A 21,690-nucleotide genomic window follows, 5' to 3' on the forward strand; every position below is an offset into this window, starting at 1 on the left:
CAAGTCATCCGCGACGGCGCATGTAGTCTTCGTCCGTGCAGGTAGGGGTTCTCGGGCAGGCCGAGATCGCGCACGGCGGAGAGCCGGTCGATCTGGGAGGACGCATGCAGCGGACCGTGCTGGCGGCGCTCGCCCTCCACCGCGGGCGCCCGGTCGCCGTGGACTCGCTCGTCGACCTGCTCTGGGGCGACGATCCGCCGCCCACCGCGCCGCAGACCCTGCACGTATACCTCACCGCCGTACGGCGGGCCCTCGAGCCTGGCCGTCCGGCCAGGACCCCCTCGAAGGTCCTGGTGACGGTCGCGCCCGGCTACGCGTTGCGGATCGCGGACGAGGCTCTCGACGCGGCGCGGTTCGACGCGGCGGTCGGCTCGGCCGGTCGGCGCCTCGGAGGCTGGTCCGCGGCCGTCGCCCCGCCCGAGCTCACGCGATCAGAACTCGTGCGGCTGGCCGGCCGGCTCGACGAGGCCCTCGCCTCCTGGCGCGGGATCCCGTACGTCGACCTGGGAGAGTCGCCGGCGGCGGTGGCCGAGCGGGCGCGCCTCGAGGAGCTTCGCCTCGTGGCGCTGGAGAGCCGCGCGGCGGCACGGCTGACGCTGGGCGAGCACGCCATGGTCGCCGCCGAGCTGGAGGCCCTCACCGCCGAGCACCCGCTGCGCGAGCGGCTGTGGAGTCTGCGCGTCCTGGCTCTGGCGGGCTCCGGCCGGCAGGCGGACGCGCTGGATGCGTTGCGGCGCGTGCGCCACATCCTCGCCGACGAGCTCGGCCTGGACCCGGGCGCGGCGCTGCGAACGCTGGAGAGCGCCGTGCTCCGGCAGGACCCGTCGCTGATCTGGCGCCCGGCCCCCGAACCGACGGCGGCGCCGGAGCCGGACCGGCCCCTTCCACCGCCTGCTCCCGAGCCGCCGACGCCAGCACTGGACGGGACCGTTCCACCGGCCGGTCCGGAGCCGGCGACACCTGCTCTCGGCGGGACCGCTCCGCCGGCCGCTCCCGAGACGCAGGGTGCTCCCGAGACGGCCGCTGCTCGGGAAGCGGCGGCACCCGCCCTTGACCCGGTCCCGCAGCCGATTCCGGTCGCCAGCGGGGATCCGCGGCAGTGGCCGCTCGTCGGACGGGCCGCCGAGCTGGCCACTCTGGAGTCCCTCCTGGCCGAGACCCTCGGGGCGACACCCCGGTTCGCCGTGGTCGCCGGTGAGCCGGGCATCGGCAAGACCAGGCTGACGCAGGAGCTGGCGGCCCGCGCGAGCACGCAGGGATTCGCGGTGCTCCTCGGGCGGTGTTCCGAGGACGAGGGCGCGCCGCCCATGTGGCCCTGGATCGGTGTGCTGCGCGCACTCCTGGACAGCCTTCCCGCCGCCGCACTGCCCGAGGCCGTACGCGGTGACCTGACCGAGCTGGCCGACCTGGCCTCGCTGCGGAAGAGCCACGGCCCGCCGTCCGACGCCCCTGCTCACTCCCCGGACGACGCGCACGCCGCGTGGTTCCGGCTGTGCGACGCGGTGGCGCGGGTGCTCGCCGCCGCCTCCTCCGTGCATCCGCTCCTCGTGCTGCTGGAGGACCTGCACTGGGCCTCCGCTTCCTCGCTGCGGCTGCTGCGCCACCTCGCCGAGGCGCTCCACACGGGCCGGGTGCTCGTCCTGGCGACGCGCCGCGCCCACCCGGAACACGACGGCGCGCTCGGGCTGGTGGCGGAGAGCCTCAGCAGGCGGCATGCCGTACGGGTGGACCTCGCCGGCCTCTCGGTCCCGGAGACGCGTGCGCTGGTCGAGGCGGCGACGGACCGGACGCCGAGTCCCCGCGAGGCCGAGCTGCTGCGGGACCGGACGGACGGCAACCCGTTCTTCCTGGTCGAGCTGGTGCGGCTGCTCGCCGGGCGGGGGTCGGGCGAGATCGCGGAGGGCCTGCCGGCGGCGGTCGCCGACGTCGTCGCGCGCCGCATCGCGCGCCTTCCCGCCGCGACCGGGGATCTGCTCAGAACCGCCTCCGTCATCGGGCGGCAGTTCGACCTGGCACTGCTCGCGGCGGCGCACGGGCTGGACGAGGAACGGGTCCTGGACGGTCTCGACCCCGCGCTCGCCGCCGGCGTCATCGCCGAGGAGGAGACGGTGGACCGGTTCCGGTTCGCGCACGCGCTGGTCCGGGACGTGATGTACGCGGGACTGCCGGCGGCGCGGCGAGCCCGCAGACACGCCGCGGTCGCCAGAGCCCTCGATGGCGGCGAGCGGCTTTCGGAGACGGCGCGGCACTGGCCGGACGGTGGGGAGCGGCTTTCGGAGACGGCGCGGCACTGGCTGGCCGCCGGTCCGGCGCACGCCGCCCGCGCCTGGCGCGCGGCCGCCGCCGCGGCGGAGCAGGCGCGGCGCCTGTACGCCCACGAGGAGGCCGCCGCGCTGCTCAAGGCCGCGCTCGACGCCCAGCGCGCCGACGCCTCCGCCACCCCGCTCGACCGCTACGACCTGCTCATGGCCCGCGCCGACGCCTGCCGCTGGGCGGCCGACCAGCAGGGACTGCACGTCGCGCTCAGCGCCGCGGTGGCGGAGGCGGAGCGGATGAACGACATCGTACGGATCGCCGAGGCAGCCGTCGGAACGGCGGAGGGCGCCATGTGGCAGATCCGCCCGTACGGGCAGGTGGACGAGAACGTCGTCGCCACCTTGCGGAAGGTGTTGCGGGAACTGCCGGCGCAGGACAGCGAGCTGCGCTGCCGGGCCGTCCTGGTCCTGGCGGGCGAGCTGTATTACAAAGCCGGTTCCTCCGCCTACCGGGACGCGCTCGTCGAGCAGGGACTGGCCATGGCGCGGCGGCTCGGCGACCCGGCGCTGCTGGTCTGGGCGTGCCAGACGGCGTTCCTGGCCTCCTGGCGAGCGGCGACCGCGGAAGAACGCCACCGCCTCGCCGGCGAGGCCCTCGAGGCCGCGCAACAGCTGAAAGCGCCCATGTGGGAGGCGGTGGCGCGGACGTTGCGGGCGATCGCCGCCGGCGAGACGGGTCGTATCGCCGAGATGCGCGAGGAGGCCCGCCGCGCCAGAGAGCTCGCCGAGCGGCTGCGGGTCACGTACGTGCTGGTCGTGCTGGGGGAGCTGGAAATTCCGTGGCTGGCGATGCAGGGCCGCTTCGCCGAATGCGGGCGCCTCATGGATCACCAGATCGAGCTCACCGCGGGCATGTGGGTGCCGAACCGCGAAGTGTCCAACGTCGCCGGGCCGATGCACGCCATGGTGTGGCAGGGCCGCGCCGCGGAGGGCGTGCCGGTCCTGAGCTCCATGTTGTCCGGTCCATTCCCGGTGGAGCTGCCTGTCGTGTGGCTGCTCGTCCGCGCCGGTCGGCTGGACGAGGCCCGCGCCGCCTGCTCGGGGGCGATTCCGCCGGGTGACAACTGGGCCTCGCTCCACCAGCACTGCCTGGCCGCTGAGATCGCTTTCGCGCTGGCCCTGCCGGGTCTGGCCGCCGCGGCGTACCAGTGGCTCTCCCCGTACGCGGGACGGGCCTGCAGCGCGGGGTTCGGGGCGGCGATCGGGCCGGTGGACGCGTTCCTCGCCCTGGCCGCCTGCGCCGCGGGCGAGCGCGAGATCGCCGCGAGGCACGCCGACGACGCCCTGCGGCTGTGCTCGGAGTGGGAGATCCCGCTGGCTGAACGCTGGCTGCGCGATCAACGGGACCAGGGCGGCTTCTGACGGTCGCGCGGCGCAGGCGTACGGCGGCGTTCACACGTGGCGGAACGCCGCACGCTCGCGCCGCTCGAACGGCCGGCGCCAGAACAGCCGCCAGATCACTTCCAAGGGCCGACCGGCCATGGAGTCGCGGACCCGGGTGAAATGCTCCTCGGGCAGCCGGTACAGCGCCCAGGACGCCACGAACGGCATCTCCCGCGGGCCGTACGCGGACTTGAAGTGCTCCTCCTCCAGGCTCTCCCAGTCGGCGTGCGTGAGATAACGCTGCACGAGCGCCATCGCGTCGCGCTCCTCGTGCGCCAGGTGCTGCCCGAGCCGCTCGTTCAGCGCCACGATCCGTACCTCCAGCGCGTCACGCGCGTCCGCGTCCGGCAGGGACGCCAGCCGGTCGAAGCCGACCGCGCACGACGCCAGCAACGGGTCGACCTCGCCGTGCTCGGCCTCCATGGCGTCCAGCGTGGCGCGGGCCTCCGCGTCGCCCGCGGCGTCCGCCCGCGCCCGCAGCAGCGGCCACAGGCCGGCGTCCTCGCCGGTGTGGTGCTTGTGCAGGATGTCGTAGAACCGCTCCCAGCGCTCGGCCAGCGCCTTCCACGTCGCCCTGTCCTCGACCGGCGTGGCGGGCACCGCGGCCCTGAAGGCGGCCAGGTCGCGGCGGAACGCGTGGTGGATGACGTACATCGCGATCAAGTCCACCGGCCCGGGCGGCGCGGCCGCCTGCCCGGGCAACATCAGCTGGCCGACAGGATGATCGGTGGCCTTGGCGGTCATGACCGTTCCCTTTCTCGTGAGCCCCCTCTGGAGGGCTGGACGGGACCACCATGCGGGGCGTCACTTCGAAGGGAGTTGTGCTGGAATTAAGGCCGCGCTCACGGGCTCCTGTCGACGTACGCCGCCAGGGCCCGCACCCGCTCCGCGTGCTGGTCGTGCCCGACGATCACCGGTGGCTCGTTGTACGGCATCGCGTCCGACGACCGCCGCAGCTTGATGTATTGCCCGCAGGCGTCGATCGCGTACGGCTCCATGTCGTCCTGCAGCGCCCCGATCACCGTGATCCCGTACGTCTCGCCGATCCTCCTGAACAGCGACACCGCCTCCCTGCGGTGCTCCTTGCCCAGGTTGCGTCCCAGCTCGTCGAGCACCAGGCACAGATGCCCGCCCCCGGCCGAGGCGATGGCCGCCGCGCACACCAGTTTGACGGCCTTCTCGTCCATGAGCGCGGTGTTGGCCCGCCGGTTGTACGGCACGAACCCCTGCCCCTCGCCGCGCCGCCACTTCGGCGTCACCCGCCACTGCCAGCGCTGCTCCGGGTCGGCGGGCGCGGGCGGCACGGGGAACTCCAGCGTCGCGCCGTAGCCTCCGTAGGAGGTGTCGAGCTTCTCGAACTCCTCCGCCACCCGCGTCAGCCGCGCTTTGATCGCCGCCGTCAGCGCCGCCCGGTGCACGGCCGTCGACTGCGCCGCCTCCTCCGCGCCCCGGGCCGCCGCCGCCAGGTCGCGCTGCCGGGTGACGAGCTGTGCCTCGATCTGCCGCCGCTGGTGGCGTTCGTACTCCTCCTGCCCCCGCAGGTAGGACGCCAGCGCCCCGCACACCGCCGCGAACGTCGCCTGCTCGCGCGCCGTGCTCCCGCCCCGCTCGCTCAGCAGGAATCGCAGCTCCTCCGGGATCTCCGCGTCCTCGTCCGGGAACGTGTCACGCAATGCCTGGTCGAAGTGCCGCTCGGCGATCCGCCACCACTCGTCGGCCGTGCGCGGCCGCTCCTCCTCCGGCAGCGCGTCCACCCAGGCGCGGGCCGTCTCGCCCGTGCCGCCCCAGTCGGCGGCCAGCGCCTCCAGCCGGAGCGCCTCGCGCTCCGCGGTGACCTTCGCCTGCTGGTCGCGGGCCTGCGTCCGCTCCGCCTCGTGCCGCTGTCGCCGGCCCTCCAGCCGCTCGATCTCCATGTCCCGCGTGCGAGCACGGAAGTCCAGCGATCCGGCCAGCCGCTCCGCCTCGGCGACCTTGGGGGACAGCTCCTCGATGGCCGCATTCAACTCGCCCAGCCTGGCCCGCCGCTCGCCCAGACGCGCCTCGACCTCGGCCAGGCGCACCCCGGCTGTGGCGCCCTCAAGCCGCCGCTGGGCCTCCGCGACGGCCTCTTCCTCGTCGCGTACGGCCTGCGCCGCCGCCTCCTGCGCGTCCTTGGCCCGGTGCAGCCGCTGCTCGGCCGCCTTGATCCGGGCCTCCCGCCCGGTCGCCACCCCGTCGAACGCCCCTACGACGCTCACCCCGGCCGCGCTGACCAGCACGGACCCGGGCAGGCCGGCGAGGGCGGCCGCGGCGGCATCGAGCTGCGCGGCGTCCACGATCACCGCATGCTCGTTCGGCCATCCCCGAAGGTCTCCCAGCGCGAGCCGCAGCCCGGCCCCGAGCCCCTCCTGACGTTTCCCGTAACGGGCCTTGAGCGCGGCCGCCCGCCTTTCGGCGTCGCGGGCTTGGGCGTCCCGGGCCTCTGCGTCGCGGGCTTCGGCGTGGTGGGTCTTGGCGTTGCCGGGCGGCGGGCCGGTGTGGGCGGCATCGCGTGCCTGCTCCGCCACGTCCAGCGCGTCCAGCAGTCCCGTCGCGCCGATGCCCGCCGCCGCCAGCGCGTTGAGCTGGGCCGCCGCGGGGCCGCCCTCCGCGTCGTCCAGCGCCGCCTGGGCCGACGAAACCTCCCGGTCGGCCACGCCGAGCGCCTTGAGCGCCTCGTTGAGCCGCAGCCGGGCTTCGCGCAGCTCCCGCTCGGCCGCCGGCACGTCGCGCCCGTCGGCGAACCTGCGGGTCTCCTCCAGCGCCGGGATCTGGCCGCGCAGCTCGTCGGCGGAGTTCTCCGCGACCGCGCGGTCGGCGTCGAGCTTGGCGGCCCTGGCCTGCAGCGCCGCCAGCTCCTTGCGGGCCTGCGACACCTGCCGGTCGAGCGTGTCCTCCCGCAGCGTGGCGATCTCCGCCTTCACCAGGGCGATCGCCTCGGCCGCCGCCTCGTCGGCCGCGCGGTGGCGTTCGAGGTCGGCGGCCAGCGCCTCGTCCCTGGCCGCGGCGTCGGCCAGCTTGCGCGCCTGCCTGCCGCGCCAGCACCGCAACGCCTCCGCCAACCGGACCCGCGCCTCGTCGCGCCGGTCGAACGTGGTCAGCAACGCCTTCGACTCCGCCTCGAACTCCGCCAGCCGGTCGGCCGCCTGCGCCGCCCGCACCCGCTTGGCGTGCTCGTCGCGGCGGGCCTCCCGCTCCTGCTCCAGCTCGGCGTCGAGGCCGGTGAGCGCGGCGATGGCCTCGAAGACCCGCTCGGGGGAGATCTCGTTGAGCGGCTGGGAGAGCAGGTTGGTGGCGACCTTGCTGCGTACGGAGGTCGACAGGAACGACACGCACCTGACGCGGTCGCCGTACAGGACCTTGGTCAGGTCGCGGGCCACCACGTCGCGCCGGCCGGCGGACCTCGGCAGCGACGCCCAGATCTCGTCGGCCCGCGCCACCCGCTCGGCCTCCGACGGGGAGGCCGCCAGGTGAACGCCCTCCCGCCAGCGGATCTCCAGGTGCGGCGCCTCCTGGTTGACCCTGAGCCACACGGTGAGCGCCCCGCCCGAGGTGTCCGGCACCTCGAACAACTCCCCGCTCGCCCCATCGCCGCCCGCCCCGCCCTCCAGGATGAGCTCGCCGGAAGCCGTGGATCCCACCGCCCCGCCGTCGGCGGCTGCGGCCACCGAGGGACCTCCGCCCTTCCCCGGGGCTCCGGCCGCCTGCCCCGCCCGGCTCGCCGATCCGGACGGCGCGGGCACGGAGGCGTGACGTGTCAGGTCGCTCCCGGAGGAGGCGCCGTTACCGGAGGCGGAGGTGCCGCTCCCGAGGCTGCCGGAGCCGTCCGCTCCGGAGGTGGAGATGCCGCTCCCGAGGCCACCGGAGGCGTCCGCGTCGATGGCGGAGCCGTCCGCGTCGCCTTCGCCGACGGTCTGGGCCGGAATGACGTTCGTGGACGGGGTGGGGAAGCCGTCCATGCCGGGCGGGCCGAAGACGCCCACGATGTAGCCGTGGTCGGCGCTCGCCCACTGCCGGGCGCCCGCCCCACTGGCCAGCTCCGCGTTGAACAGCAGCTCCGACACCGCCTTCGCGCCCGAGGCGAAGCGCCACTGCTCGTCTCCGAGCAACGCAGTGATGGAGGCGATGAACGACGACTTACCGGCGCCGTTGGAGTCCTTCGGCCCGGCCCCCGCCACGACGATGAGCGTCCCGGGGACGGTGGGCACCGGATGGGTCGACAACCGTGAGATGTTGACCGCCTGCACGGCGATCAGCACCCGGTCCCCGACGACGTTCTCCACCTGCGACACCTACGACCCCCGTAACCCTTACATTCGTCTCGTTCATCAGCAATCTCCGTGGACACTCCGGCCTTCAGGCCAGAGGAAACGGACCCCTGCGAAGCAGGACAGGAACAGGCCATGCGCCGCGTCGCAGCTGCCGGACATGCCGGTGGTGCACGCCTGGACGACACCCCGCCCGGTGGCGATGTCGAACGTGCCGGTGGTGCGCACCGCGACCCGGCTGGTGTGCACTCCCGCCTTATGTCCTGCGTGAAACGTAGCCATCTGGATGCACCTCCTGTTCGGGTGATGGCTCGGGCTGGTCAAAGAGGGCTCACCCGCCTACAACGGCGAACCGTCCACGGCGGGCGAGCCCCGGCCGTCAGACAGGGAAGCGTTTGACTTGGCCGACCTTCGAGCTCGTACGGCGGCTGCGAGCGGCGTGTTCGGCCCGGCCGCCAGGATCAGCTCCTCCTGCAGCCGCCGCCGCGCCGCCGGGGTGAGCCGGTGGAACTGCGGCCCGGGCACGTATCCGCCCGCCTCCTCGCCGGCCTTCACCTGGCTCAGCAGCCCGGCGTGCCGCAGGATCCGCAACGCCGCCTCCAGCTCGCCGATCGGCAACTGGGTGTGGCGGCGCAGCTCATCGGCGGGAGTGGGGTGCGGTGACAGCCACGAGTCCTCCGGGAGCAGCCCTTCGGCCCTCGGGATCGCCACCGAGTGCACCAGCACCAGGGTCAGCACTGCCCGCTCGCTCACCCCGAGCCGCATGCTCGCGGCCCGCATGCCGTGGGCCGGGGCCGGGGCTTGTCCCAGGGGAGCCGCCCCGGCGTCCATGCCCGTCCCGCCGTCCATGCCCGTCCCGGCGTCCACGTCCGTCCCGGCGTCCGTGGCGGGTCTGTCCTCCGACGGGTTCGTGCCGGTGGGCGTGCTCGTTTCGCTCGGGTTGGTCGCCGCCGATGGGCCGGCCGGGCCGGTGGCGGTGAGGGCGGCGGCACAGGCGTCGTCGTAGCCGGAGGTCCAGCGGTCGCGGTGCTGGATCAGCGTGCGGCCGCGCAGGGCCAGCATCTCGCCCAGCGTGTGGCGCAGCGCCGGGTCGCGCAACGCGGCGAAGCGGAGCTCCTGGACCGGCTCGGCGGCGTACTCCACCGCCATGAACGCCGCCACCAGCTCGGCCCGCCGCCGCTCGTCATAGGCCCCCAGCAGGTGCTCGAACTCCGCAACGCCGCCCTCGGCCCGCCCTCCGACGCCGAGGGCCGGGGGGAGCTCGGCGGGACGGGCGGCGGCCACGATGTCGGCGTCGCCGACCACGGTGAGCTCCGGTCGCTCCGGCCCGGGCAGGCGGCGTACCAGCTCCTGGAGCTGCGCATGCGACTCCACCGGCCACAGGGCGCAGCGCGGGCCGAGCACGACCACGCCATCGTCCATGACGATCCACGCCGATTCGTGCAGCCGGCGCAGCGCGCCGATCGCCCAGTTGCGCATCAGGTCGTCGGTGCGTCCGATCAGCGCCCGGTAGGTGTCGAGCACCAACTCCACGGGCGCCGGGTCCCCGGGCCACGGGTCCACGGACAGGTCCGTCCAGCAGCACTTGAGCACGGCGGCCAGGACGCGCCTGGACTCGCCCGACCGCTCCACGGGAACGGGCGCCACCTGGTATTCGTCCAGCAGCGAGGGCGTCACGCCGTCAGGCCACACCGGCAGCGCCTGACCGGTGGAGTCGGGCCACGTCAGGCGCACCATCCCGGGAGGCGCGGCTACCCCGGCCCCCAGCCACAGCGGCCCGCCCGCCCGCGCCCGCGCATGGGGGAGGCGTCCGTCGGCCGCCTGCGACGTGGCTCCCGCGTTGCCGGTCGTGCTCATGGGACGCGCTCCAGGTAACCGTGTGACAGCCATGCGGGCTCGCGCCCCGGGTCGATCGTGAGCTCATCGGACCACGTCAGCCGGTATGGCAGCTCGGGACGGAGATCCACGGTCGTCAGGTCGGCGAGGACGCGGCGGGCGGAGGGCCAGTCGGGACCGAGGACGTCGGCGAGCGCCACCCGCGACTTCTCGCCCAGCAACGACTCGGCCACCGATCTCAGCCGTTCGATCGCCGCGCCGGGCGAGGAGTCGAGCGAGTCGGAAGGCCCGGGGTCGGGCAGGTTGGAGCGCGGGGGAGTGGGCTGGGCGGGAGCCGGGCGGGGAGCTTCGTCCACGGCACGGGCGATGGCCGCCGGGTCGTGCCACGGCGCGGGCGCGTCGAACACGAACCCGTCGAGCACGGCGGCCAGCCGCTCCTTGGAGGCGGTCTGCGCGAAGGTCCGCCACGTCTCCGTCGGCAGCAGCGTCAGGTTGCGGGTGGTGCCGGCCGAGTCGGCCAGCCGCCCGGCGGCGCGGCGCGAGGCGTCGCTGTAGGCGTAGATCGCCGCTCGCAGGTCGGTGCAGACCCGGTCGAGCTCGGGCCAGCGGGTCAGGATCGTGCCGTGCAACCCCTGCGCGCGCCGGGCGATCTCCTCGGTGCCCCACAGCTTGGGGGCCTGCTCACGCAGCTCCTCGATCGTGCCCGTGGTGAGCGTGATCAGCTCCAGCGCCCACAGCCGGAACGCCCGCGCCAGGTTGACCGCGCTCTGCCAGGCCTCCTCCATGGTGGTGCGCGGATCGGCGACGTTGAGGTCTTCCAGCGCCAGCAGCCGGTGCATTTCCGACTGGCCGCCGTCGTCCATCATCCGCCGGATGAACATCAGCCCGACCACACTCGTGAACGAGGCCCGGTAACGCAGCTGGTTGGGCTTGGGGAACACCTCGCGGATCGCGCCCAGCCCCTTGAGCACCCGCAGCCGGTTGTCGAACTGGTCGCTCGGATAGGCCCGGCAGGCGAAGCGCATCTGCTCGTGCGTCAGCCACTCCTCGCCCGCCTCCGCGAAGGCCGCGAACAGCGTCTCGGCGATGTCGACCAGGGCCGGGTCGTCGACCACGGCGCCGCTGTCGCGGGCCAGAGCGGCGAACATCCGGCGATAGGTGGACAGCACCGCCTCGTCGGTGAGGACGGCGTCGAGCGTCAAGGGCTGATCGGACACGCGCTCTACGGTAGGGCTTCGCACCGACACTCTCCGAACCCACGACGAACTCACGACGACTCCACCACGAACCCATAACGGCTACCAGCCGGTACGCACGCATATGGGACGGTTGGACGCTAGGGTGATGCCCGGTAATACGGGGGCAAACGTTAAGTAATCGTATGTACGGGGTGAGTGACGAATGCGTATCCCCGGGCTCCGGGGCGACCGGGCCACGGCGGTGATCGCCGGGGTGGCGGCCACGATCCTGGTCGCCGCGGCGGCGTGGTTCGGCGTGGGGGTCTCGAGCGCCAACCCCAAGCTGGCCGACGTCGGCGCATGGCTCTGGACCAAGGCCAGAGGCAAGATCGTGCACGTCAACGGCCTGTCCGGCGAGGTCGACGGCTACCTCGACGACAAGGCGGGCCGCCGGCTGCGCGTGGTGCAGGACGGCGGGCACGTGCTGCTCGTCGACGAGAACACGGGGTTCGTCAGCCGCGTCGAGCCGAGCCAGCTCACCGTCGCCCAGACCCGCGACTTCGGCGCCGCCGGCCTGCAGCTGGCCGTGTCCGACGACTCCGCGTACGCGGTGGACCCGGCCAAGGGCACGGTCCAGGAGATCGACCCGGCCACACTCAACTCCGTCGGCGCGCCGATCACTCTGCCCGGACCGCTGGGCGCGGCCCGCATCGACGGCGGCGGCCGGCTGTGGGTGCCGGTCACCGCGAAGGGCGAGGTCGTCCCGGTGACCGAGGGCCAGGCGACGAGCCCGCTCAAGGTCGGCGAGCCCGGCGAGGAGCTGTCCGTCACGATCGCGGGCGGCCTGCCCGTCGTGGTCAACACCAGGGGCGCCACCGCCACGATCGTCGGCGCGGACGGCGGCGTCGGCGAGATCACGCTGCCCAAGGGCGTGGCCCAGGCCGCCAAGGGCGGCGCGCTCACCCCGGCCGCGACCGAGGGCTCGCTGGTGCCGATCCTGACGGCCGGCGACTCGGGCCTGCTCGTGGTGATCGACACCTCGTCCAACTCGGTGCTCAGCACCAAGTTCACCGCCGACGACCCGGCCAAGCTCGGCGTGCCGCAGGTGCTCGGGACCAAGGTGTACGTGCCCGACCAGAGCACCGGCGCACTGATCGTCTGGGACAGCGCGGCCGGCGGCCGCCCCACGACGCTCCAGGTGGCCGAGGGGCCAGGCCCGGTGGACGTGTTCGTCAAGGACGGCCTGCTCTGGGCCAACGACGAGAACGGCGACCGCGCCGTCGTCATCGACCCGGAGGGCCGCAAGCACGACGTGGACAAGGACGACTCGGACGTGCCGGGGCCGACGAACACGCCCAAGCCCCGCCAGACGCCCCGCGACGTGCCCACGAACACCGACGCCCCGCCGCAGCCCGACCCGGTCAAGACCACCACGGCTCCCCGTCCCACACGTACGCGCGAGACCGAGGAGCCCACGCCGACGCGCGAGCCCACCAAGTCGCCCACCCCCACGGAGAGCCCGACCCCGAGCACGTCCCCGACCCCGTCTCCGTCGCCGACCCCCAGCCCGCCGTCGGCGCCCGGGGCCGTGACCGCCCGCTCGGGCCCCGGCAAGGTCACCGTGACCTTCAGCCCGTCAACCGGCGGCAAGGTCGAGCGGTACACGCTCAAGACGTCCGGCACGGGCCGGGCCGAGCCGCAGTCGGTGGACGCGGACGGGCCGTACCGGTTCGAGTTCACGGGCGGGGACTGCGCGAACGAGTACACGTTCGTCGTGGTCGCCCACTGGTCGGGCGGCGAGGTCGAGTCCCAGCCGAGCGCCGGGGCCAAGCCGTGCGTGGCGCCGGGCGCGCCGACCGGCTTCGCGGCCAAGGCCAAGAACCGGGGCGCGGAGCTGACGTGGAACGCCCCGGAGAACGCGGGCGACGGCACGACGTACGAGCTGACCGGCGCCGCGACGAACAACTCGATCAAGGGCACGTCCTTCACCGTGGACGGGCTCAAGAACAACACGAAGCACGCGTTCAAGCTCAAGGCGAAGAACGCGGCGGGGGAGAGCCCGGAGGTGGCCACCACCGAGGTGGACCTGGCCTATCCGCGGCAGCAGTACCAGAACAAGAGCAACGACGACACCAACACCCTCATCCGGCCCGGACCCTCCAAGTCCGGAGAAGCCGGAAGCATCCCGAAGGGGCAGTACATCACGCTGACCGTGATCTGCCAGGTGAAGGGCGAGAACTACACCGACCCCTCCAACGGCGCGTCCAGCGACATCTGGAACCGGGTCGAGAGCCAGTACGGCAACGGCTACCTGAACGACACTCTCGTGGCCACCCCGGACGGCGGCTTCCCCGAGGGACCGCTCTTCGAGTGCACCGACTGAGAGGGGGACTCAGTTGACCCAGTACCACTACCAGGACCCGTTCGAGCAGACCGCGCAGCCGTACCAGCAGCAGCAACAACCCGTCCAGCAGGCGCCGCAGCAGCAGGCGGCGCTGGCGCAGCAGTTCGCCCAGCGCTTCCAGCTGCTGGCCGGCAACATCGAGCGGATCATCCGCGGCAAGCACGAGGCCATCGAGCTGGCCCTGATCTGCCTGTTCGCCGAGGGGCACCTGCTCATCGAGGACGTCCCCGGCACCGGCAAGACCACGCTCGCCCGCTCCATCGCGGCCAGCGTGGACGCGGAGTGGCGGCGCATCCAGTTCACGCCCGACCTGCTGCCCAGCGACATCACCGGCGTTTCGATCTTCAACCAGGCGCACCAGAAGTTCGAGTTCCACCACGGCCCCGTGTTCGCGAACATCGTGCTCGCCGACGAGATCAACCGCGCCTCGCCGAAGACGCAGGCCGCGCTGCTGGAGGTCATGGAGGAGCGGCGGGTCACGGTGGACGCCGAGCCGCATCCGGTGCCGAGGCCGTTCCTGGTGGTGGCCACGCAGAACCCGGTGGACATGGACGGCACGTACCCGCTGCCGGAGGCCCAGCTCGACCGCTTCCTCATGAAGATCTCCGTCGGCTATCCCGATCACGTCTCCGAGGTCGAGGTGCTGAAGGGCATGCCGACGGGGCCGCAGGTCGAACGGCTGCCCGTGGTGGCGCGCGGCTCCGACGTGGCCGGGATGATCGACTTCGCCTCGCGCATCCACGTGGCCGACCCGGTCTACGACTACATCGTGGCGTTGTGCGCGGCCACCCGTACCAGCCCGCATCTGCGGCTCGGCGCCAGCCCCCGGGGAAGCCTGGCGCTGCTGCGCGCCGCCCGGGTGAAGGCGGCCGCCGCCGGGCGCCACTATGTGGTGCCGGAGGACGTGAAGGCGCTGGCCGTGCCCGTGATCGCGCACCGCCTGATCCTCTCGCCCGAGTCCGAGCTGCGCGACATCACCGCCGCGGCCGTGCTCGGCGAACTCCTCGCCGGGATGCCGGTGCCGCAGGCGGCCTGATGCTGACTCCCCTGGGATGGGGCACGCTGGCCGGATCCCTCGTGCTGTACGCGGCGGGGTTCGCGCTCGGCTACCCCGAGCCGGTCGTGCTGGCCACCGGCGGGCTGCTGGCGCTGGCCGGCGCGATCGTGTGGACCGCGCCGAAACCGCGGCTGGAGGTGCATCGCGAGGTCACGCCGCTCAAGGTGCCGCGCGGGGACGCGGCCGTGGCGGTGCTGAGCGTCACCAACCTCGGTCGCCGCGGGCTGTCGGGGCTGCGGGCCCAGGACCGGATCGGCGAGGCCAGGCACACCGTCGACCTGCCGAGGCTGCCCAGGAACGGGGGGCGCACGGTGTCGTACCCGCTGCCCACGGACGTGCGCGGGGAGATGCCGGTCGGGCCGCTGACGCTGGTGCGGGCCGACCCGTTCGGGCTGACGCGCCGGGTCAGGGAGTACGGCCGCCCCGCCACGCTCCTCGTCCGGCCCCGCACCGTCGCGCTGCCCGTGCCCCCGTCCGGCAAGGCCCACCATCTCGAGGGACCGACCAGTGACAACGCCCCCAGCGGCACGGTCACGTTCCATACCCTGCGCGAGTACGTCGTCGGCGACGACCTTCGGCACGTCCACTGGCGGTCGAGCGCCCGCACCGGGACGTTGATGGTCCGCCAGCTCATCGACGCCAGCCTGCCGACCACGACGGTGGTGCTCGACACGCGGGACACGCTCGACGAGCTGGCGGTGGACGCCGCCGCCTCGGTCGCCGTCGCCGCCGCCCGCGCCGGCTTCCCGATCCGCGTCATCACGGGTGACGGGCCTCTGCCGGACACCAAGTCCGACGCCGAGGCCGTGCTCGACCGGCTCGCCGTCGTCCGGGGCGGCACGGCGGGCGTCGGCGAGGCCATGCGCCTGGCGCGGGGCGGAGGGTCCCTGGTGCTGGTCACGGGGGACCCGGCGGAGGCGGGGCGGGCCGCGGGCGTCCGCCGCCGCTTCGACCGGGTCATCTGCGTGTACGTCGGCACGGAACCGGTCTCGGTCCCCGGGGTCACGGTCCTGCCGATCACCTCGCTCGACGCGCTGCCGCTCGCCTGGGGGTCCCGATGACCCACCACCACGGCAACCCCTCGGATGCCGGCCTGCCCGGCACCGGGCCAGGCGGTCATGCGGCAGGCGGATACGGCCTGGCCAGCGCGTCGCCGGCCGGATCCGCCGCAGGCGGGACCGGGCACGCGGCCGGGCGGAAGGGCGGACGGCGAGCGGCTGGACGGCAGGCGGGCAGGGAAGTGCCGGGGACGGGCGTGGCGGCGGCGGCGCTGTGGCGGAGGCTGGTCGGGCTCGGGCTCGTGGCGGCCGTCGCCGGGGTCGCGGGCTGGGGGTTTCACCGGGTCTTCCCGAGCATGGAACTGCTTCTCGCCATCGTCCCCGCCGCCGTGGGCCCGGCGGTCGTCGCCGCGCTCACCGCCAGGCGCCCCCTCTGGCTGGCCCTCGCCCTCGACGTGATCCTCTGGTTCGCCGGCACCGTCCCCCTCTACCGTGGCCTGGAGCCCGCCCTGTTCGCCGACGTGGCGAACTCCTGGCACGCCCTGCTCACCACCCTTCTCCCCGCCCAGCCGGACCCCCACCTGCTCATCCTCGTCCACACACTCGTCTGGGCAGCGGCCACGACGGGCGCCGAGATCCTCACCCGCACCAGGACCAGGGTCGCCGCCGCACTCCCCGCCCTCCTCGTCTACGGTGTGGCGCTCCTGCTCGGCGTCGACGGCGAGGGCTCCGGCCTTCCGGTGGCCGGCACGCTGTTCGTGCTGATCGCCGCCCTGGCCACGCTCCGCGACGACCGCCCCCCGGTCTGGCTGCTCGCCGGTCTCCCGGCGGCCGCCGCGCTGGCCGTCCTGGCCATGGTCGTGGGCCCGCTGCTGCCCATCGCCGCGCAGCCGTACAACCCGCGCGACCACGCCGACCTGCCCCCGCCCGTCCGCGTGGACAGCGTCAGCCCGCTGGACCGCGTCTCGGCCTGGCTGCAAATCCCGGACAGGCCGCTGTTCACCGTCACCTCGGACAAGCCGCTCAACTGGCGGCTGGCCGTGCTCGACCGGTACGACGGCGTTCGCTGGACCTCCGGCGCCCGCTTCCAGCCGACCGGCGGCCGGGTGCCGGAGGGCGAGTGGACGGGCGAGGCGGACGTCGTACGGCAGAAGGTGACCTTCGACGGCCTGCCCGGCACCTGGCTGCCGGCGGCCGAGCGGCCGGAGCGGGTCAGCGGCGTGCGCGGGCTGGTGGTGGACCCCGAGAGCGGGGCGCTCCTGGCCGGGAGCAAGCCGGCCAAGGGGTTCAGCTACGAGGTGACCTCCCGGGTGCCCAGGCCCTCCAAGGAGGACCTGCTGGCGGCCGCGCCGGTGAACGACCCGAGCCTGACCTCGTTCCCCGACGGCCCGCAGAAGGCGCTGTTCCGCAAGCTCGCCCAGGAGGCCGTCAAGGGCGCCGACGAGCCGATGCGGCAGGCGTACCGGCTGCAGAGCTACCTGCGCACCAACGCCCGCTACGACGTCACCGCGCCCCCGGGGCACTCGCTCAAGGGGCTGGAGTTCTTCCTGCAGACCACGCACCGGGGGACGTCGGAGCAGTTCGCGACCACGTTCGCGCTCATGGCCAGGACGCTCGGGCTGCCGTCGCGGGTGGTCGTGGGGTTCCGGCCGGGGCAGACGTCCGGCGGCGTCTATCACGTCAAGTCGGGACACGTGATGGCGTGGGCGGAGATCAAGTTCGAGGGGCTGGGCTGGCGGCCGTTCTATCCGACGCCCGGGCGCAGCGGCGCCAAGGACGACCACGACGTCGTGTCGGCGGCCATCGAGGAGAGCGAGAAGCTGGAGGGCGAGTTCACGCGGGGCGGGGGGAGCGACCGGCCGGAGAACACCCGGCCGCAGGGCACGGGAGACGGCGGGGACCAGGGGAGCGGGCTGTCGCCGTGGGTCATCGCGGTGGCGGTGGGCGGCGGGCTGCTGGTGGCGTACGCCGGAGTGGTCGTGACCCTGCCGTGGTGGCGCAGGCGGAGCCGTCGCCGGGGCCCGGGGCCCGAGCAGCGGGTGCTCGGGGCGTGGCGGCAGGCCTGCGATGACCTGGGGCTCAAGGGCGATCACGCCCTGACGGCAGAGGACGTCGTCGCCCGACAATCAGGCAACATTTCGGCTCATCTCCGGCCGTTAGCTGATATATCCAACTTCGTTCGGTACGCCCCCGAAGCCGTCACCGACGAGGCCGCCACCGCCGCCTGGCAGCGCAGCGACGCCGTCCGCAGGGCCGTACGCGCCGCCACCCCCTTCACCGCCCGCCTGCGCAGACGCCTCCTGCTGCGATGACGCCCCGCGACCGCCCGCCTGCCCAGGCCTCTCCCGCGATGACGCCGCGCGTGAGAAGCGTCGAGGCGCAGCTCCTGCACCGCCCGCCGGGCCTGTCGGCGGGCGAGATCGTCCGCCGGCTGGCCGCGATGCAGGCCCAGGACATCCCGTCCGCCCTCCTCGCCTTCCGCGCCCGCTCGGCCACCCTCACCCGGGCCGACATCGACACGGCCTGGCACGCCCGCGAGATCGTCAGAATTTGGGGCCCGCGCGGCACGCTCCACTTCACCCACGCCGACGACCTCCCCTGGATCCACGCCCTGACCAGGCGCGACACGAACATCCTGCGCCGCCTCGCCGAAGAGGGCGTCACCGGCGACGACCTCCTCCCGCTCATCGCCGGGGCGCTCGAGGGCCAGGGCCCGCTCACCAAGGCCGACCTGGAGCAACGCCTGGCCGGAAGGGCCCGCGGCCAGGGCGTCGTGCACCTGGTGGCGCTGGCCGCGTACCACGGCCTGGCCGTGCTCGGCCCGCCCCGCGCCGGCAAGCCCACGTACGTGCACGCCGCCGACTGGCTGGGCGCCCCCGTCGTCCCCGAGCCCGACCGCGATCGCGCACTGAAGGAGCTGGCCACCCGCTACCGCCGCGCCCACCACCCCGCCACCCCCGAGGACCTGGCCGCCTGGTCCGGGCTGCCGCTCGGCGAGGCCCGCGCCGCCTGGCGCCTGAGCGCCGCCCCGCCGCCGCCCGCCGAGGAGGGGCCGGTGGTGCGGCTCGCGCCCGCGTTCGACGAGTACCTGATGGGCTGGCGGAGCAGGGACCCGATCCTCGCGGCCGAGCATGCCAGGGAGGTGTTCCCGGGAGGCGGTGTGCTGCGGCCGGTCGTGCTGGTGGACGGCCTGGTCAAGGGCGTGTGGGGGAGGAAGGGCGCGCAGGTGAGCGTGCGCCCGTTCGAGGAGCTGCCGGAAGGGCCGCTCGCCGACGAGACCGCCGACGTGCGCCGCTTCCTGGCTCCGCGGGAGCCCTGACGGTCCCGCGGGTGATCACGGACGGAGCGCCGCCGAGCGAGGTGTCGAGTGGCGCGCCGCCGGTGGGGCGGCGGCGCGCCGTAGTGGATGTGCGGTGGCGATGGGGCTCACCACAGTGCTCCTATCACCAGGCCGACGACGATCGCGGCCGCGAGGGCGACGCGGAGAGCGGTGAGCGCGCGCCGGCGGGTGACGGGGTTCACCGCAGGCCCCTCAGGAGTTCAGGCCCACGTGCTCTTCGAGCCGTTCCAGGCGCTGGACGAGTGGCTGGAGCTCGTTCCTGAGCGCAGCCGACAGCATCGCCGCCTGGTCCTGACCCTGGGCAGGGGCGGGGGCGGCCTGCTGGGTCTGGGCGCGGAGGTGGACGTAGCCGGCCAGGGCGGCCACCACGGCGCGGCGGGTGAGGCGGGAGTCGGCGCCCAGGGCGCGCAGGACCTGGCCGGCCGTGCCGTCGGGCTCGGCGACCAGGCCGAGCAGGAGGTGCTCGCAGCCGACGTAGTTGTGGCCGAGCGAGATCGCCTCGTTGACGGCGAACTCCAGCGCGTTGGCGGCCGGCGCGCTGAAGCTTCCGGCCGCGGGAGTCCCGGCCTCCGTGCCGGGCTGCTCGGCCCCGGCACCGGACTGCTCGGCCTCCGTGCCGGGCTGCTCTGCCCGAGCGCCGGACCGCTCGGCTGGTGGCGGCTGGTGGCGGGCGAGGTCGCGTTTCAGCTGGTCAAGGTCGATCTCCATGGCACGTAGCACGTGCAGCGCCAGGTTGCCGCCCTCGGCAAGCATGCCGTCTAGCAGGTGCTCGGTGCCGACGCGGCCGTCTGGCCCCGCCTGCTCGGCGGCGAGCTTGAGCACGGTGCGCGTCCTGGCCGTCAGATGGGTCAGCGCCCCGGTCGGGACGTCCAGGTTGAGGTCGGTCAGAACGGTTTGCCTGATGGCGGTGACCCGGCGCACGGCCTGCTCCAGCGCTCGCTGGCAGACCGCGGACACGGGGATTCCGGCCTGCTTGACGGCCTCCGCGAGCTCGTCCGGCAGATACACATTGATCTTCGGCATGCCCCCACTATAACCCCATTGGGGTTATAGGTCGAGACTTGCCAGGGCTTGTTCGCCTTCGGCGATCGCCAGGCGGAGCTCCCTGGCGAACGACGCCACCCGGTCCGGTCCGAAACGGGCGGACGGGGCCGAGATCGACAGCGCCGCGACCGCCGTGCCGCGATCGTCGCGCAGGGCGGCGCCGATGGCCGAGACTCCCCGCTCGGTCCCCTCGATGTTCAGCGCGTAGCCACGGGCCCTGACCTCGTCGAGCTCGCGCGCGAGCGCGGCGCGCTCCGGGGCCGTGAGATCGGGGTAGAGCTCCCACAGCTGGTGAGAAGGCAGGGCAGCGAGCAGGACCTTGCCGCCGGAGGCCAGCCGCGCGGGCAGGATCGTGCCCCTCCGGTCGCCCACGTGGAGCACCTGCGAGGACTCCACGCTGTCCACGAAGCGCACCTCCGTGCCGACCCTGATCACGAGGTTCACGGTCTCACCGGCCCGCGCGCACAGCGCCTCCATGACCGGCCTGATCCTGGCGCGGAGCTCGCGCAGGGCCGAGCCGCCCGCCCCGGCCGGCATGGAGGCGAAGAACGGGCCCGGCAGGTACGTGTGGTGCTCGTCCTGTACGGCGAAGTCGCGGTACACGAGCATCGCCAGAAGGCGGTGCGCGGTCGAGCGGGCGATGCCCAGCTCCCTGGCGACGTCGGAGACCTTGAGGCGGCCCTGGTCGCGCAGCATGTGCAGGAGCAGCAGGACGTTGTCGACGGAGCCGAGGGCGTACGCGGGCTTGTTCTTCATAGCAGAATAGTAGTGCCGTATAAAGAACGGCTCCCTTAGCGTGGGGTCCATGAACCCGGAGGAGAGGCTGTACGCCGATTTCGCGGCCGAGAACCTGATTCCGCTGTGGACCCAGGTCGGCGACCTGATGCCGATGCATCCCAAGCCCAAGGCCAGGCCCCACGTGTGGGAGTGGAAGACCCTTTACCCGCTGGCGGAGCGGGCCGGCGAGCTGGTGCCCGTCGGGAGGGGCGGCGAGCGCCGGGCGATCGCGCTGGCCAACCCCGGCCTGGACGGGGTGCCGTACGCGACGCCGACCCTCTGGGCGGCCATCCAGTACCTGGGCCCGCGCGAGGTCGCCCCCGAGCACCGCCACACCCAGAACGCCTTCCGCTTCGTCGTCGAGGGCGAGGGCGTGTGGACCGTCGTGAACGGCGACCCGGTGGCCATGCGGCGCGGCGACTTCCTGCTGACGCCCGGCTGGCACTTCCACGGCCACCACAACACCACCGACGCGCCCATGGCCTGGATCGACGGGCTGGACATCCCGCTCGTGCACTACACCGACACCTCGTTCTTCGAGTTCGGCCCCGACCAGGTGACCGACAGCACGACGCCGAGCGTGTCGCGGTCGGAGCGGCTGTGGGCGCACCCCGGGCTGCGGCCCGTGTCCGCCTTGGCCGCCACGCCCAGCTCGCCGATCGCCGCCTACCGCTGGGAGCACACGGACCGCGCGCTGGAGGAGCAGCTCGCGCTGGAGGACGAGGGGCATCCGGGAGTCCTGGAGCCCGGTCACGCCGCCGTCCGCTACACCAACCCGACCACCGGCGGCGACGTGATGCCGACGATCAGGGCCGAGTTCCACCGGCTGCGGGCCGGCACCTCGACCGCCGCGCGGCGGGAGGTGGGCTCGTCGGTGTACCAGGTGTTCGACGGGGAGGGATCGGTCACGCTCGACGGCGTGGAGCGGCGGCTGGGGCGGGGCGACCTCGTTGTGGTGCCGTCGTGGTGCGCGTGGTCGTTCCGCGCGGAGACCCGTTTCGACCTGTTCCGATTCGCCGACACACCCGTTTTCGAGGGGCTGCGCCAATACCGGGAGGAGCTCGTATGAGCA

14 protein-coding genes are annotated in these 21,690 nt (G+C 73.8%); 7 read left to right on the top strand and 7 right to left on the bottom strand.

What is annotated here, in order from left to right:
• Positions 1-35: 35 nt before the first annotated feature.
• A complete protein-coding gene (locus tag ID574_RS04630; protein WP_188187467.1) occupies positions 36-3,677 on the top strand; it encodes an ATP-binding protein in 3,642 nt (1,213 codons plus the stop codon).
• A gap of 30 nt (positions 3,678-3,707) precedes the next feature.
• Here the strand turns inward: ID574_RS04630 and ID574_RS04635 are convergent, their stop codons facing one another.
• The 5 genes from ID574_RS04635 to ID574_RS04660 all read right to left on the bottom strand — a co-directional run bounded on the left by ID574_RS04635 (position 3,708) and on the right by ID574_RS04660 (position 11,037).
• The gene (locus tag ID574_RS04635) at positions 3,708-4,442 is read right to left on the bottom strand and encodes a hemerythrin domain-containing protein (protein ID WP_188187468.1); all 735 of its coding nucleotides are present in this window, start codon (positions 4,440-4,442) and stop codon (positions 3,708-3,710) included.
• A 98-nt stretch (positions 4,443-4,540) separates the two neighbouring features.
• Positions 4,541-8,008: a chromosome partitioning protein ParA gene (locus ID574_RS04640; RefSeq protein ID WP_442939214.1), complete on the bottom strand. Its 3,468-nt coding sequence runs from the start codon at positions 8,006-8,008 to the stop codon at positions 4,541-4,543.
• Positions 8,009-8,044: 36 nt separating this feature from the next.
• A complete protein-coding gene (locus tag ID574_RS04645; RefSeq protein ID WP_188187469.1) occupies positions 8,045-8,266 on the bottom strand; it encodes a hypothetical protein in 222 nt (73 codons plus the stop codon).
• Positions 8,267-8,323: 57 nt separating this feature from the next.
• Positions 8,324-9,841, bottom strand: a complete 1,518-nt coding sequence (locus ID574_RS59445) for a hypothetical protein (RefSeq protein ID WP_223166370.1) — start codon at positions 9,839-9,841, stop codon at positions 8,324-8,326.
• Positions 9,838-11,037: a hypothetical protein gene (locus ID574_RS04660; RefSeq protein ID WP_188187470.1), complete on the bottom strand. Its 1,200-nt coding sequence runs from the start codon at positions 11,035-11,037 to the stop codon at positions 9,838-9,840. Before ID574_RS04660 ends, ID574_RS59445 begins: the two co-directional genes overlap by 4 nt.
• A gap of 184 nt (positions 11,038-11,221) precedes the next feature.
• Between ID574_RS04660 and ID574_RS04665 the strand changes: the two genes are divergently transcribed.
• Genes ID574_RS04665 through ID574_RS04685 form a run of 5 tightly spaced genes read left to right on the top strand, consistent with a single transcriptional unit; the run spans position 11,222 to position 18,776 of the window.
• Positions 11,222-13,381, top strand: a complete 2,160-nt coding sequence (locus ID574_RS04665) for a fibronectin type III domain-containing protein (RefSeq protein WP_188187471.1) — start codon at positions 11,222-11,224, stop codon at positions 13,379-13,381.
• 13 nt (positions 13,382-13,394) lie between these two features.
• Positions 13,395-14,438 carry an AAA family ATPase gene (locus ID574_RS04670; protein ID WP_223166371.1) on the top strand — a complete coding sequence of 348 codons (1,044 nt, stop codon included), beginning with the start codon at positions 13,395-13,397 and terminating at the stop codon, positions 14,436-14,438.
• Complete coding sequence (locus ID574_RS04675; RefSeq protein WP_188187472.1) at positions 14,438-15,520, top strand: DUF58 domain-containing protein; 1,083 nt, start codon at positions 14,438-14,440, stop codon at positions 15,518-15,520. The genes ID574_RS04670 and ID574_RS04675 overlap by 1 nt, the downstream gene beginning before the upstream one ends.
• Positions 15,517-17,769: a transglutaminase TgpA family protein gene (locus tag ID574_RS04680; protein ID WP_188187473.1), complete on the top strand. Its 2,253-nt coding sequence runs from the start codon at positions 15,517-15,519 to the stop codon at positions 17,767-17,769. Before ID574_RS04675 ends, ID574_RS04680 begins: the two co-directional genes overlap by 4 nt.
• A gap of 50 nt (positions 17,770-17,819) precedes the next feature.
• Entirely contained in the window at positions 17,820-18,776 is a 957-nt protein-coding gene (locus ID574_RS04685) for a winged helix DNA-binding domain-containing protein (protein ID WP_188187474.1), read from the top strand.
• 213 nt (positions 18,777-18,989) lie between these two features.
• On the opposite strand, the gene ID574_RS04690 is transcribed toward ID574_RS04685, so the two are convergent.
• Together ID574_RS04690 and ID574_RS04695 are read right to left on the bottom strand one after the other, a co-directional pair.
• Positions 18,990-19,820 carry a Clp protease N-terminal domain-containing protein gene (locus ID574_RS04690; RefSeq protein WP_188187475.1) on the bottom strand — a complete coding sequence of 277 codons (831 nt, stop codon included), beginning with the start codon at positions 19,818-19,820 and terminating at the stop codon, positions 18,990-18,992.
• 24 nt (positions 19,821-19,844) lie between these two features.
• Entirely contained in the window at positions 19,845-20,597 is a 753-nt protein-coding gene (locus tag ID574_RS04695) for an IclR family transcriptional regulator (protein WP_188187476.1), read from the bottom strand.
• Positions 20,598-20,646: 49 nt separating this feature from the next.
• Here ID574_RS04695 and ID574_RS04700 point away from each other — a divergent pair, with 49 nt between their 5' ends.
• Positions 20,647-21,687, top strand: a complete 1,041-nt coding sequence (locus ID574_RS04700) for a cupin domain-containing protein (protein ID WP_188187477.1) — start codon at positions 20,647-20,649, stop codon at positions 21,685-21,687.
• Positions 21,688-21,690 lie beyond the last annotated feature (3 nt).

Source organism: Nonomuraea sp. SYSU D8015 (assembly GCF_008065375.1).
Classification (GTDB): Bacteria; Actinomycetota; Actinomycetes; order Streptosporangiales; family Streptosporangiaceae; genus Nonomuraea.

Bases quoted from the DNA above. Each gene is read 5' to 3' on its own strand.
- ID574_RS04665 (WP_188187471.1), top strand. From the start codon at position 11,222: ATGCGTATCCCCGGGCTCCGGGGCGACCGGGCCACGGCGGTGATCGCC.
- ID574_RS04680 (WP_188187473.1), top strand. From the start codon at position 15,517: ATGACCCACCACCACGGCAACCCCTCGGATGCCGGCCTGCCCGGCACC.
- ID574_RS04645 (WP_188187469.1), bottom strand. From the start codon at position 8,266: ATGGCTACGTTTCACGCAGGACATAAGGCGGGAGTGCACACCAGCCGG.
- ID574_RS04690 (WP_188187475.1), bottom strand. From the start codon at position 19,820: ATGCCGAAGATCAATGTGTATCTGCCGGACGAGCTCGCGGAGGCCGTC.
- ID574_RS04675 (WP_188187472.1), top strand. From the start codon at position 14,438: ATGCTGACTCCCCTGGGATGGGGCACGCTGGCCGGATCCCTCGTGCTG.
- ID574_RS59445 (WP_223166370.1), bottom strand. From the start codon at position 9,841: ATGAGCACGACCGGCAACGCGGGAGCCACGTCGCAGGCGGCCGACGGA.
- ID574_RS04635 (WP_188187468.1), bottom strand. From the start codon at position 4,442: ATGACCGCCAAGGCCACCGATCATCCTGTCGGCCAGCTGATGTTGCCC.
- ID574_RS04695 (WP_188187476.1), bottom strand. From the start codon at position 20,597: ATGAAGAACAAGCCCGCGTACGCCCTCGGCTCCGTCGACAACGTCCTG.
- ID574_RS04700 (WP_188187477.1), top strand. From the start codon at position 20,647: ATGAACCCGGAGGAGAGGCTGTACGCCGATTTCGCGGCCGAGAACCTG.